The organism is Pseudomonas paracarnis (genome assembly GCF_904063055.1).
GTDB classification, from domain to species: Bacteria; Pseudomonadota; Gammaproteobacteria; order Pseudomonadales; family Pseudomonadaceae; genus Aquipseudomonas; species Aquipseudomonas paracarnis.
On sequence record NZ_CAJFCN010000004.1, the window covers coordinates 480,873 to 494,596 of the forward strand.

Annotated in this window: 9 protein-coding genes; 7 read left to right on the forward strand and 2 right to left on the reverse strand. The window is 62.1% G+C overall.

The genetic code is table 11. The features are described from left to right. Positions 1-63: 63 nt before the first annotated feature. The 6 genes from JMV15_RS12160 (at position 64) to JMV15_RS12185 (ending at position 10,380) form a co-directional block, all read left to right on the forward strand. Positions 64-1,791 (forward strand): autotransporter assembly complex protein TamA, encoded by a 1,728-nt coding sequence (locus JMV15_RS12160; protein WP_014718947.1) that lies wholly within the window; start codon positions 64-66, stop codon positions 1,789-1,791. Further along, the gene (locus JMV15_RS12165) at positions 1,791-5,477 is read left to right on the forward strand and encodes a translocation/assembly module TamB domain-containing protein (protein WP_201491499.1); all 3,687 of its coding nucleotides are present in this window, start codon (positions 1,791-1,793) and stop codon (positions 5,475-5,477) included. The genes JMV15_RS12160 and JMV15_RS12165 overlap by 1 nt, the downstream gene beginning before the upstream one ends. A gap of 237 nt (positions 5,478-5,714) precedes the next feature. Then, entirely contained in the window at positions 5,715-6,188 is a 474-nt protein-coding gene (locus JMV15_RS12170; protein ID WP_014718945.1) for a MarR family winged helix-turn-helix transcriptional regulator, read from the forward strand. After that, positions 6,185-7,636, forward strand: coding sequence for an efflux transporter outer membrane subunit (locus JMV15_RS12175; RefSeq protein ID WP_038450553.1), 1,452 nt, complete (start codon positions 6,185-6,187; stop codon positions 7,634-7,636). Before JMV15_RS12170 ends, JMV15_RS12175 begins: the two co-directional genes overlap by 4 nt. A gap of 15 nt (positions 7,637-7,651) precedes the next feature. Further along, positions 7,652-8,851 (forward strand): HlyD family secretion protein, encoded by a 1,200-nt coding sequence (locus JMV15_RS12180; RefSeq protein WP_014718943.1) that lies wholly within the window; start codon positions 7,652-7,654, stop codon positions 8,849-8,851. Then, a complete protein-coding gene (locus JMV15_RS12185; protein ID WP_003192178.1) occupies positions 8,851-10,380 on the forward strand; it encodes a DHA2 family efflux MFS transporter permease subunit in 1,530 nt (509 codons plus the stop codon). Before JMV15_RS12180 ends, JMV15_RS12185 begins: the two co-directional genes overlap by 1 nt. A gap of 149 nt (positions 10,381-10,529) precedes the next feature. On the opposite strand, the gene lpxH is transcribed toward JMV15_RS12185, so the two are convergent. Next, positions 10,530-11,279: a UDP-2,3-diacylglucosamine diphosphatase gene (lpxH, locus tag JMV15_RS12190; RefSeq protein ID WP_038450550.1), complete on the reverse strand. Its 750-nt coding sequence runs from the start codon at positions 11,277-11,279 to the stop codon at positions 10,530-10,532. Beyond that, on the reverse strand, positions 11,276-11,782 hold the full coding sequence (locus tag JMV15_RS12195; protein WP_014718940.1) for a peptidylprolyl isomerase: 507 nt from the start codon (positions 11,780-11,782) through the stop codon (positions 11,276-11,278). The genes lpxH and JMV15_RS12195 overlap by 4 nt, the downstream gene beginning before the upstream one ends. A gap of 237 nt (positions 11,783-12,019) precedes the next feature. Between JMV15_RS12195 and JMV15_RS12200 the strand changes: the two genes are divergently transcribed. Beyond that, a complete protein-coding gene (locus JMV15_RS12200) occupies positions 12,020-13,720 on the forward strand; it encodes a glutamine--tRNA ligase/YqeY domain fusion protein (protein ID WP_014718939.1) in 1,701 nt (566 codons plus the stop codon). Positions 13,721-13,724: the final 4 nt, after the last annotated feature.

Genomic DNA, 13,724 nt, shown 5'->3' on the forward strand with positions numbered 1-13,724 from the left:
ACAGAATTATTCAGACTAATCCTGGTTCAAAGTTCCTCCCTCGCTCGTGTAGCATCCGCGCCTATGAAGTTTCCAGGAAGATTTACCAGCGGCTTGATTCTGCTGTTCACAAGCTGCGGCGCATTGGCGCAAAGCGAACTGGACGTGCGGATCAAACCCTCAAACGACGCGCTGAAAGCCAACATCGAAGGCTATATCGGCGGTGTGGGCGATCGTGATGAAGAAGCCTTGCTGCGGTTCAGCCGTGGCGCCGAGGAGCAGGCGCGCAAAGCCGCGCAGGCCTTGGGCTACTATCAGCCACAGATTGCCAGCGAGGTGAAGGGCGGCAAGAACCCGCGCCTGACCCTCACCATCGACCCAGGCGAACCGGTGCATTTGCGCAACGTGACTCTGCGGGTCGATGGCCCGGCTGCGAGCCTCAAGGCCTTTCGCGTGCCCGCCAGCGACGACCTCAAATCCGGCGCCGTGCTCAACCACGGCCATTACGAAGACGCCAAGCGCCTGATCCAGAACCAGGCCTCGCGCTACGGTTTTTTCAGCGGGCGCTTCACCAGCCAGAAACTTGCCGTAGACCCTCAAGCGGGCGTGGCCGACATCGAACTCATTTACGACAGCGGCCCGCGCTACAGCATGGGCAAGGTCAGCTTTACGGGCGACACGCCCTTTGATGAAGAGCTGTTGCAGCGCATGGTGCCGTTCAAACCCGGCACGCCCTATGACTCCGAACTGGTCGCCGAACTCAATCAGAACCTGCAAGCCAGCGGCTTCTTTGAAGGCGTGCGCGTCGACGCCAGCCCCACCGCCGCCACCGATGACGTTATCCCGGTGGCGGTGCAACTGGACACCCGCAAGCCGCGCACCATGGGCCTGGGCCTGGGTTACTCCACCGACGTCGGCCCACGGGGCAAAGCCAACTGGACGCGCCATTGGGTCAACCCCCAGGGCCACAGTTATGGCTGGGAAGCCGAACTGTCGGCGCCGCGGCAGAACGTCGGGCTGTGGTACGACATCCCGCTCGACCCGCCGCTCACCGACAAACTGCGCTTTGCCGGCGGCTATCAGAACGAAGAGATCGCCAACACCGACACCTTGAGCAAGCTGCTCACCATCGGCCCCGAATGGCACAGCAAGTTGCCCAGTGGCTGGACGCGTGTGATCTCCCTCAAGTACCAACGCGAGGAATACCGCCTGGGCAATGACTCGGGCCTGAGTAACCTGCTGATGCCCGGCGTGAGTTATTCCTACCTGCGCAGTGACAACCGCATCGACCCGCACCATGGTTACCGCCTGATGTTCGACACCAAGGTCGCCAAAGAGGGCCTGGGGTCCGACACCAACCTGCTTTACGGTACGGCCACCGTCAAAGGCCTGACCACCTTGTGGGACAACCACCGCTTCCTGGGCCGTGCGCAATTTGGCGGCAGTGCCACCAATGGCTACAAATCCGTGCCGCCGTCGCTGCGCTTCTTCGCCGGTGGTGACCAGAGCGTGCGCGGTTACGAGTACCAGACGCTGTCGCCCGAGAACGATAGGGGCGACCGCATCGGTGGCCGCTACATGGTGGCCTTGAGCGCCGAGTATCAATATTCCATCACCGACAAATGGCGTATCGCGACTTTTATCGACCAGGGCAACTCGTTTAACAACCTCGACCTGCCGAGCCTGAAAACCGGCGTGGGCGTCGGCGTGCGCTGGGTCTCCCCGGTGGGGCCGATTCGCCTCGACCTGGCCCATGCCCTCGAAGATCCGGGCGGCGTTCGCTTGCACTTTTCCATGGGGCCTGAGCTGTGATGCGTGGTTTGAAAATAGCGGGGCTGGCGTTGGTTGCCATCCTCGTCTTGCTGTTGTTGGCGCTGTGGTCAGTGCTTGGCACCCAGGCGGGCAGCCGCTGGGTGCTGGGCCAGGTGCCGGGCTTGAGCGTGGAGAATTTTCATGGCCGCCTGGGCGGGCAGTGGAGCGCCGACCATCTGCTGTGGCAGCAGGATGGCAGCCGCGTCGAGTTGAATGCGCCAAAGTTTGACTGGTCGCCCGGCTGCCTGCTTCGCATGACCCTTTGCATCGACCAATTGGATGTGGAACAGGTCAGCCTGGAATTTGCGCCCAGTACCGACGAAAGCAGCAGCGGGCCGATCCAGTTGCCTGAGCTCAAGCTGCCGGTTGCAATCCAGTTGGGCGATGTGCGCATCGGTCGCCTGCTGTTCAACGGCAGCGAAGAACTCAAGGGCCTGCAACTGGCGGCGCATTGGACTGGCGCCGGTATGCAGATCGACTCGGTACATTTACAACGCGACGACCTGGTGCTGGACCTCGCCGGCATGCTGCAACCCACCGGCGACTGGCCGCTGAACGCCACCGGCAACCTCAGCCTGCCCTACGCCCCAGGCGGTGTTCCCTGGAGCGTTGCGCTCAAGATCGATGGCGACCTGCTCAAGACCCTCAAGCTCGACGCCGACAGCAGCGGCTACCTGCCCGCCAAGCTCACTGGCGAGCTGCAACCCCTGGTGGAAAACCTGCCAGCGCAGGTGCACATCACCTCCGAATCGTTCAAACCCAGCGCAGACCTGCCCGATACCCTGCAACTCAACCAACTGGACCTGAGCGCCAAAGGTGACCTGAGCAATGGTTACCAATTGCTGGGTAAAGCCGTGCTACCGGCCGAAAAAGGCCCGGTGGATTTACTGCTCAAGGGCAAGGTTGACGCCAAGGGCGCGCAGATCGCCGGTCTGGACCTGACGGCCGGCGACAAGCAAAGCCTCAAGCTCAGTGCCAACCTGGACTGGCAGCAAGGCTTCAGCGCGGACGCCAAGATCGACTGGCTGGATTTTCCCTGGCACCGCCTCTATCCGCTCATCGACGAACCGCAAGTGGCCTTGCGCACCTTCAACGGTGAAATCTCCTATAAAGACGGCAACTACCTGGGCAATCTCAAGGCTGACCTCGACGGCCCGGCGGGCAAGTTCAATGTGGTCACGCCCTTCAGTGGCGACCTCAAGCAGGTCTTCCTGCCTGAGCTGAAACTGAGTGCCGGCCAAGGCAAGGCCGAAGGCCACCTGAACCTGCAATTTGCCGACGGCATTGCCTGGGACACCGCCTTGGATCTGTCGGCGCTGAACCCCGCCTACTGGGTCGCAGAGCTGCCCGGCACCCTGGCCGGACCGCTGCGCAGCAAAGGCGAGTTCAAGAACGAACAGCTCAAGCTCAACGCAGACCTGGACCTCAAGGGGCGCCTGCGCGGGCAAACCGCTGTGTTGGCGGCCAAGGCCGAAGGTGCAGGCGAACAATGGACCCTCGCCAACCTGGACATCCGCCTGGGCGACAACCGCATCAACGGCAGCGGCAGCCTGCAACAGCGTCTGGCCGGGCAGATCGACATCAAGCTGGCGCGCCTGGCCCAGCTGTGGCCGCAACTGCGCGGGCAAGTCAACGGGCGTGTCGAGGTGGCCGGCACCTTGAAAGCCCCTCAAGGCAAGCTCGACCTCAAGGGCCAGCAACTGGCCTTTGCCGACAACCGCCTGCAAAGCCTCAACCTGGACGCCAACCTCGATAGCGCCCAACGCGCCAAGCTCGACCTCAAGGCCAGCGGCATTCAAAGCGGCGAGACGCAAGTTGGCAACCTCACCGCCAGCGCCCAGGCCGATATCAAGAACCAGAAGGTCCAACTGGCCCTGACCGGCCCGCTGGTCAAACTGGCCCTGGCCCTGGACGGCAACCTCGACAAAGACAACTGGCGCGGGCGCCTGGCCAGTGGCGACGTGCAAGCCGGTGGCCAGGACTGGCGGCTGCAAGCCCCGGCGAAGATCGAACGCCTGGCCGATGGCAAGCTGACCTTTGGCGCGCACTGCTGGGTCTCCGGCGGCGCCAGCCTGTGTGGCGAAGACCAGCGCCTGATGCCCGAGCCGAAGTTGCGTTACCACCTCAAGCAATTCCCCCTCGACAGCCTCGCGGGGTTCTTGCCCAAAGACTTCGCCTGGCAGGGCAGGCTCAACGCCGATGTGCAACTGGACCTGCCCCAGAGCGGCCCAAAAGGTGTGGTCGCGGTGGACGCCAGTGGCGGCACCCTGCGCGTGCGCGACAAGGGCCAGTGGCTGGATTTCCCCTACGACACCCTGAAACTGGAAACCACTCTCAACCCCAAGCGCATCGACACCCAGCTGAATTTCCGTGGCGGCAAGCTCGGCGAGCTGTTGTTGCAGGCGCAGATCAACCCGTTGCCGAACAACAAGCCGATCACTGGCACGTTCAGCCTCACCGGCCTGGACCTCGCCGTCGCGCGGCCCTTTGTGCCGATGGTGGAAACGCTCAACGGCAAACTCAACGGCAATGGCCGTATCTCCGGCGGCTTGCTCGCGCCCCTGGTCAACGGCAACCTGAACCTGGTGGGCGGCGAAGTCTCCGGGCCGGAACTGCCCATCAGCCTCGAGGGCCTGAACCTGCAGGCGCAAATCGCCGGCGAAAGCGTGCAGCTCAACGGCGGCTGGCGCAGCGGCAAGGCCGGGCAGGGCAGCCTCACGGGGCAGATCGACTGGGGCCGTGCCCTGGTGGTTGACCTCAGCCTCAAAGGCTCGCAACTGCCGGTCGCCGTGGAGCCCTACGCCAAGCTGGAAGTGGCCCCCGACCTGAAGATCAGCCTCAAGGACGACAAGCTGGCGATTGCCGGTAAAGTCCACATCCCCCGTGGCGACATCACCGTACGCGAACTGCCGCCTTCGACGGTCAAGGTGTCCGACGACACCGTGATCATCGGCAGCCAGACCGAAGAGGGCAAAGCGCCGATGGCCATGGCCATGGATATCGACGTGGAGGTAGGCGAAGACCAGCTCAACTTCGCCGGCTTCGGCCTCACCGCCAAGGTCCAGGGCCATGTGCATATCGGCGACAACATGGACACCCGCGGCGAGCTGTGGCTCAACGACGGCCGCTACCGCGCCTACGGCCAACGCCTCAACGTGCGCCGTGCACGGCTGTTGTTTGCCGGGCCGCTGGACCAACCGTTCCTGGATATCGAAGCTGTGCGCGTGGTGGTCGAATCGTCGCGCACCGTGACCGCTGGGATTCGCCTGAGCGGCAGCGCCGAACAACCCACCACGCAGATCTTTTCCGAGCCGGCCATGGCCCAAGAAGATGCGTTGTCATACCTGGTGCTGGGCCGTTCGCGAACCAACACCGGCGAAGACAACAACATGCTCGCCGAAGCCGCCTTGGGCCTGGGCTTGATGGGCAGCGCGGGGGTGACCTCGGACATTGCCAACAAGCTGGGGATTCAGGACTTTGATCTGGACACCCAAGGCACTGGCAACAGTACGGCGGTGGTGGCCAGCGGCAAGATCAACGAGAAGCTCAGCCTGCGTTATGGGGTAGGGGTGTTCGAGCCGGCCAATACCATTGCCTTGCGCTATTTGCTGAGCAAGAAGGTGTACCTGGAAGTGGCGACGGGTGTCGCCAGCTCTCTGGATATCTTCTACAAGCGCGATTTCTGACCGGTATCCGGTAAAAATGTGGGCGGGGGCTTGCCCCCGATAGCGGTGGGTCAGCTACAAACAAGTTGACTGACATACTGTTATCGGGGGCAAGCACCCTCCCACATTTTGGTTTTCATTTCACTCCAGCTTTCGACCAACTACCAAGCAACCTAATTATTCCATTTGACATTCGCTGCCTAAGCAGTAACATCTCGTCACACATTCACTGCCTAGGCAGTAATAAGGTGACTTTCGATGCCTCACTTCACCCCTGACAACTTCCACAACTGCCACCTCGGCCTGTTGCTGGGCCGCGCCGCGATCCTCAAGGACCGCATCATCGACACTCATATGGAACCCCACGGCATCACCGCCGCGCAGTTCAAGGTGTTGATCATCATGGCCCAGTTCGGCGTCGACACCCCGGCGGAGCTGTGCCGCAACCTGTCCCTGGACAGCGGTTCGATGACGCGCATGCTCGACCGGCTGGAGCAAAAAGACTTGCTCAGCCGCAAGCGTTCCGAGCTGGATCGCCGCCAAGTGCAGTTGGTGCTGACCGCCGAAGGCCAGCGCCTGGCGGACATGCTCCCGCATATTGGCGCCAAGGCGCTCAACCAGTTGGCCGGCGTGCTTGAGCCGGGCGAGCTGGAAACCCTGGAGCGGATCCTGAAGAAAATGCTGATCGCTGCGGGTGACCCCATCACGATCCAGCGGGTAGGTCGATCATGAACACACGCGCACTCAGCCTGGTGCTCGCGGCGATGACGTTGGCCGGTTGTGCCAACTACAGCGGCCTCGATACCCAGGGCCAGCGCCTCGACGCCAACACCCTGCACACCGGCAAGTCCCTGAGCGGGGTGACGCTGTCGAGCGCCGCCTGGCCGGCCGCTGACTGGTGGAAAAGCCTGGGCGACCCTCAGCTTGACGGCCTGATCCAGGAAGCCCTGCAAAACAGCCCCGACATGCAAGTGGCCGACGCCCGCGCCCACCAGGCCGAAGCGGCGGCCTATGCCGCCAACGCGGCGCGTATGCCGACCGTGGATGCCAGCGCCGGCGTGAGCCGTTCGCGCCTGGCCAAGGACCAGGACCCACGCGGGCAGGGCGATGCCTATTCGACGGTGCGTAACATCGGCGCCAGCTTCAATTACAACTTCGACCTCTGGGGCGGCCAGCGCGCCGCCTGGGAAGCGGCGTTGGGCGAGGCCCGTGCTGCCGAAGTCGACCAGCAGGCCGCACGCCTGACACTGGCCGCGAACGTGGCCAAGGCCTACAGCGACCTGGGCCAGGCGCATATCGTGCGTGACCTGGCCGTCGATGACCTCAAGCGTACCCGCCAGATGCTCGACCTGAGCAAGCGCCGCCTGAGTTCCGGTATCGACAGCGAGTACCAGTTCCAGCAGACCGAGAGCCTGGAAGCCAGTTCTCAGTCGCAACTGATTGACGCGGAAAAACAACTGCAAAGCGCCAAGATCGCGTTGGCTGTGTTGCTCGGCAAAGGCTCGGACCGCGGTGACGAGTTGGCGCGCCCAGCGGTGCTCAAACCCAGCGCCGTGGCCGTGCCGGCGGTGTTGCCTGCCGAGCTGCTCGGCCGTCGCCCGGACCTGGTCGCCGCACGCTGGCGGGTAGAGGCCGCGAGCAAGAACATCGATGCCAGCAAGACCCGCTTCTACCCCAACCTCAACCTGAGCGCGAGCGCCGGTGCCGAGTCGTTGCTGGGCGATGCGATGTTCGGTTCGGCCAGCCGCTTCTTCAATATCGCACCGACGATTTCGCTGCCGATTTTTGACGGCGGCCGCCTGCGCGCCGACCTCGATGCCCGCGACGCCGACTACGACCTGGCCGTGGCCCAGTACAACAAAACCCTGGTGCAAGCCTTGGGTGATATCGGCAACAGCCTGTCCCAACTGCGCGACACCGGGCGGCAGATCCAGGCCCAGCAACATGCCGCTGACATCGCCCAGCAGTCCTACGACACCGGGGTGCAACGCTACAGCTCAGGCATCGGTAACTACCTGGATGTGCTCAGCATCGAACAGCAATTGCTACAGGCCCAGCGTCAGCTGGCGACCCTGAATGCGGCGCAGATCGACCTGTCGATTCAATTGATGCAGGCCCTGGGTGGCGGGTATCACGCCAACAGCGTGGCCGCGACCACCCCAGCTACACGCACGGAATAATTTGAGGTATTTGTCATGGCCACTGCCGAAAGCACCAACGCAACCGAACAACCCAAAGACACCAACCCGCGCAAACGCAAAGTGATGCTCATTGGCCTGGCGCTGATCGTCATCCTCAGTGTGGTGGGCGTGTGGGCCTGGTATGAGTTCTACGGGCGCTTCAATGAGAGCACCGACGACGCCTATGTGAACGGCAACGTGGTGGAGATCACCCCGCTGGTCACCGGCACCGTGGTCAGCATCGGCGCCGACGATGGTGACCTGGTCCATGAAGGCCAGGTGCTGATCAATTTCGACCCCAACGACGCCGCAGTCGGCCTGCAAAGTGCCCAGGCCAATCTGGCCCGCACCGTGCGCCAGGTACGCGGCCTGTATAGCAACGTCGATGGCATGAAAGCGCAGGTCAATGCGCAGAAAGCCGATGTGCAAACCGCCCAGGACAACTACAACCGCCGTAAGACCCTGGCCCAGGGCGGCGCGATTTCCCAGGAAGAACTCTCCCACGCCCGCGACAGCCTGACCGCCGCCAAGAACGCCTTGACCAACCTTGAGCAACAACTCAAAACCACCAATGCCCTGGTGGATGACACGGTGATTTCGTCCCATCCCGATGTGCAAGCGGCCGCCGCGCAACTGCGCCAGGCGTACCTGACCAATGCCCGCAGCACCTTGATCGCGCCGGTCACCGGCTATGTGGCCAAGCGCACCGTGCAACTGGGCCAGCGCGTGCAGCCGGGCACGGCGCTGATGGCGGTGATCCCGCTGGACCAGCTGTGGATCGACGCCAACTTCAAGGAAACCCAACTGCGGGATATGCGCATCGGCCAGCCGGTGGATATCGAGTCGGACATCTACGGCAGCGACGTCAAGTACAGCGGCACCGTCGACAGCCTCGGCGCCGGCACCGGCAGCGCGTTCGCCTTGTTGCCTGCACAGAACGCCACCGGCAACTGGATCAAGATCGTGCAGCGGGTACCGGTGCGTATCCACATCAACGCCGAAGAGCTGGCCAAGCACCCGCTGCGCGTGGGCTTGAGCACCGTGGTGAATGTAGACCTGCACGACCAGAGCGGCCCGGTGCTGGCGCAACAGGCGCCGCAAAAAGCCTCGTTCACCACCAACGTGTATGACCGCCAATTGGCCGAAGCCGATGCCATGATCAACCAGTTGATCCATGACAACAGCGTCGCCGCTCCCAAGGCTGCGCAACGCTGATGAGCAATAACGCCTCGTTCACGCCACCCAGCCTGTTGATGGCCACTATTGGCCTGTCGCTGGCGACCTTTATGCAGGTGCTCGACACCACCATCGCCAACGTGGCGTTGCCGACCATCTCCGGCAACCTGGGGGTGAGTTCGGAGCAGGGCACCTGGGTGATCACCTCGTTTGCGGTGAGCAACGCCATCGCCTTGCCGCTCACCGGTTGGTTGAGCCGGCGCTTTGGCGAGGTGAAGCTGTTTTTGTGGGCGACCCTGCTGTTTGTGCTGGCGTCGTTCCTGTGCGGTATTTCCACCTCGATGCCTGAGTTGATCGGCTTTCGGGTGCTGCAAGGCTTGGTCGCCGGGCCGTTGTACCCGATGACCCAGACCTTGTTGATTGCGGTCTATCCACCGGCCAAGCGCGGCATGGCTCTGGCGTTATTGGCGATGGTCACGGTGGTCGCGCCGATTGCCGGGCCCATCCTCGGCGGCTGGATCACCGACAGCTACAGTTGGCCGTGGATCTTTTTCATCAACGTGCCCATCGGTATCTTCGCGGTGATGGTGGTGCGTGCGCAGCTGAAAAAGCGCCCGGTGGTCACCAGTTACCAGCCGATGGACTACGTTGGGCTGCTGAGCCTGATCGTCGGTGTGGGAGCCTTGCAGATCATCCTCGACAAGGGCAATGACCTGGACTGGTTCGAGTCCAACTTCATCATCATCGGTGCGGCCATTTCGGTGATCGCCCTGGCGGTGTTCGTGATCTGGGAGATGACCGACAAGCACCCGGTGGTCAACCTGCGGCTGTTCGCGCACCGTAACTTCCGGATCGGCACCATTGTGTTGATCCTTGGTTATGCGGGCTTTTTCGGCATCAACCTGATCCTGCCGCAGTGGCTGCAAACCCAGATGGGCTACACCGCCACCTGGGCCGGGTTGGCAGTGGCGCCCATCGGCATTCTACCGGTGCTGATGTCGCCGTTCGTGGGCAAGTACGCACACAAGTTCGACCTGCGCCTGCTGGCGGGCCTGGCGTTCCTGGCGATTGGCTTGAGCTGCTTCATGCGCGCCGGTTTCACCAACGAAGTGGACTTTACCCACATCGCCATGGTGCAGCTGTTCATGGGCATCGGCGTGGCGCTGTTCTTCATGCCGACCTTGAGCATCCTGATGTCCGACCTGCCGCCGCACCAGATTGCCGACGGCGCGGGGCTTGCGACCTTCCTGCGTACATTAGGCGGCAGTTTCGCAGCGTCGCTGACCACCTGGATCTGGATCCGCCGGGCCGACCAGCACCATGCCTACATGAGCGAGAACATGACCGTCTACGACTCGACCACCCGCGATGCGTTGCAGGCGCTGGGTGGGGCAGGGCAGAAGGCCTATACCCAACTGGACCAGATTCTCACCAGCCAGGCGTACATGATGTCCACCGTGGATTACTTCACGTTGCTAGGGTGGATGTTCATGGGCTTGATGTTGCTGGTGTGGCTGGCCAAGCCGCCGTTTACGGCGAAGGCCGGGCCTGCGGCTTCGGGGCACTGATCATAAGGTCAGCGCGGTTCCTGTGGGAGCTGGCTTGTGTGGGAGCTGGCTTGCCTGCGATGCAGACACCTCGGTGTATCAGATGCACCGAGGTGATGCTATCGCAGGCAAGCCAGCTCCCACAGGTTGATCGGTGTTGTGTCAGAGATTCAGGCGCCAGGCAGCGCGAGCTGCGGGTTGACGAAATCAAACGCCGCCAGCTGAAAGCTTTGCTCATCCACCTGCAACGCCCAGCCTTGCTTGTCCCAGTCCCCCAGCACAATGCGCTTGGCCGCCTGGTCGCCGATCTGCAACTTATGGATGGCGGGGCGGTGGGTATGGCCGTGGACCAGGGTGCGCACGCCGAACTGCTGCATCACCCGTGGCACTTCTTCAGGGGTGACATCGACAATGTCGTTGGCCTTCATGCGCACTTGGGCGCTGCTCTCACTGCGCAACTTGCGCGCCAGCTTGTGGCGGGTGCCCAAGGGCAGGTGGCGCAGGATAAACAGTACAATCGGGTTACGCAGGATGCGCCGCAGCTTCATATAGCCGAGGTCGCGGGTGCAAAGGCTGTCGCCGTGCATCAACAGCACAGGCTCGCCATACAACTGCACGACCGTCGGGTCTTTGAGCAAGGTAGCGCCTGCCGCTTTGCAGAACGCCTTGCCGATCAGGAAATCACGGTTGCCGTGCATGATGAAAATCGGGGTGCCGCTGTCGCTCAGCTCGCGTAGAGCCGCGCAGATGGAACGCTGGAAGGGGGTCATGCCATCGTCGCCAATCCAGGCTTCGAAGAAGTCCCCCAGAATGTACAACGCCTGGGCACCACGGGCGCGGCCGTGGAGCAGATCCAGAAACGCCCGGGTAATGTCCGGGCGTTCCTCTTCCAGATGCAAGTCTGAAATCAGCAATATCACGCTTCGATGATCTCGGCTTTCTCGACGATCACGTCTTCGGCTGGAACGTCCTGGTGACCGGCCTTGGAGGTGGTGGATACGCCTTTGATCTTGTCGACAACGTCAGTGCCTTGGGTGACTTTACCGAACACTGCGTAGCCCCAACCCTGCACGTTCTTGCCGCTGTGGTTCAGGAAGGCGTTGTCGGCGACGTTGATGAAGAACTGCGCGGAGGCCGAATGCGGCTCCATGGTACGGGCCATGGCGACGGTGTACTTGTCGTTGGAAAGGCCGTTGTCCGCTTCGTTCTGGATGCTTGGACGCTTGTCTTTCTTCTCTTTCATGCCCGGCTCGAAACCGCCGCCCTGGATCATGAAGTTACCGATGACACGGTGGAAAACGGTGTTTTCGTAGTGGCCGGCTTTCACGTATTCAATGAAGTTGGCGACGGTGATCGGCGCTTTCTCGGCGTTCAGCTCGATGACGATGTCACCGTGGTTGGTGGTCAGTTTGACTTGAGTCATGTTCACTACTCTTTTCAGGGAATTCGTGGGTGTGGGCGCCTTGGCACCTTACCTGTCTGGCTAAACGACGGCCAAGGCGCGCAGTTTAGCGTGCCCTGCGGGAATTTCGAGGTGGTTTTTTACCGCCCGGGCAATTAATTGGCCGCGCTCTGTATGTGTCTTGACTGCTTCGGCTATTATGAGCCCTTTGTTTTATCTGGCCCCACCTGGCCATGCACCTGTCTGTTCAAGGATCCTATGAGCAAGCCCACTGTCGACCCTACCTCGAATACCAAGGCCGGACCTGCCGTCCCGGTCAATTTCCTGCGCCCGATCATCCAGGCGGACCTGGATTCGGGCAAGCACACGCAGATTGTCACCCGTTTCCCGCCAGAGCCCAACGGCTACCTGCACATCGGCCACGCCAAGTCGATCTGTGTGAACTTCGGCCTGGCCCAGGAGTTCGGTGGCGTCACGCACCTGCGTTTCGACGACACCAACCCGGCCAAGGAAGACCAGGAATACATCGACGCCATCGAAAGCGACATCAAGTGGCTGGGCTTCGAATGGTCCGGTGAAGTGCGCTATGCCTCCAAGTATTTCGACCAGTTGTTCGACTGGGCCGTCGAGCTGATCAAGGCCGGCAAGGCTTATGTGGACGACCTGACCCCGGAGCAGGCCAAGGAATACCGTGGCACGCTGACCGAGCCGGGCAAGAACAGCCCGTTCCGCGACCGTTCGGTAGAAGAGAACCTGGACTGGTTCAACCGTATGCGCGCCGGCGAATTCCCGGACGGCGCCCGCGTGCTGCGCGCCAAGATCGACATGGCCTCGCCGAACATGAACCTGCGTGACCCGATCATGTACCGCATCCGCCATGCCCATCACCACCAGACCGGTGACAAGTGGTGCATCTACCCCAACTACGACTTCACCCACGGCCAGTCGGACGCCATCGAAGGCATCACCCACTCCATCTGCACCCTGGAGTTCGAAAGCCATCGCCCGCTGTACGAATGGTTCCTGGACAGTCTGCCGGTTCCGGCGCACCCGCGTCAGTACGAGTTCAGCCGCCTGAACCTGAACTACACCATCACCAGCAAGCGCAAGCTCAAGCAACTGGTGGATGAAAAACACGTGCATGGCTGGGACGACCCGCGCATGTCCACCCTGTCGGGCTTCCGTCGCCGTGGCTACACCCCGGCGTCGATCCGCAACTTCTGCGACATGGTCGGCACCAACCGCTCCGACGGCGTGGTCGATTTCGGCATGCTCGAATTCAGCATCCGTCAGGACCTGGATGCCAATGCACCGCGCGCCATGTGCGTGCTGCGTCCGTTGAAAGTCGTGATCACCAACTACCCGGAAGGCCAGGTCGAGAACCTCGAACTGCCGCGCCACCCGCAGAAAGAAGAGCTGGGCGTGCGCAAATTGCCATTCGCCCGCGAAATCTACATCGACCGTGACGACTTCATGGAAGAGCCGCCCAAGGGCTACAAGCGCCTGGAGCCGAATGGCGAAGTGCGCCTGCGCGGCAGCTACGTGATCCGTGCGGACGAAGCGATCAAGGACGCCGATGGCAACATCGTTGAACTGCGTTGCTCGTACGATCCGGACACCCTGGGCAAGAACCCTGAAGGCCGCAAGGTCAAGGGTGTGGTCCACTGGGTACCGGCCGCTGCCAGCATCGAGTGCGAAGTGCGCCTGTACGATCGTCTGTTCCGCTCGCCGAACCCTGAGAAGGCGGAAGACAGCGCGAGTTTCCTAGACAACATCAACCCTGACTCCCTGCAAGTACTCACTGGTTGTCGTGCCGAGCCATCGCTTGGCGACGCACAGCCGGAAGACCGTTTCCAGTTCGAGCGCGAAGGCTACTTCTGCGCAGATATCAAGGACTCGAAACCAGGCACTCCGGTATTCAACCGTACCGTGACCTTGCGAGATTCGTGGGGCCAGTGATTTA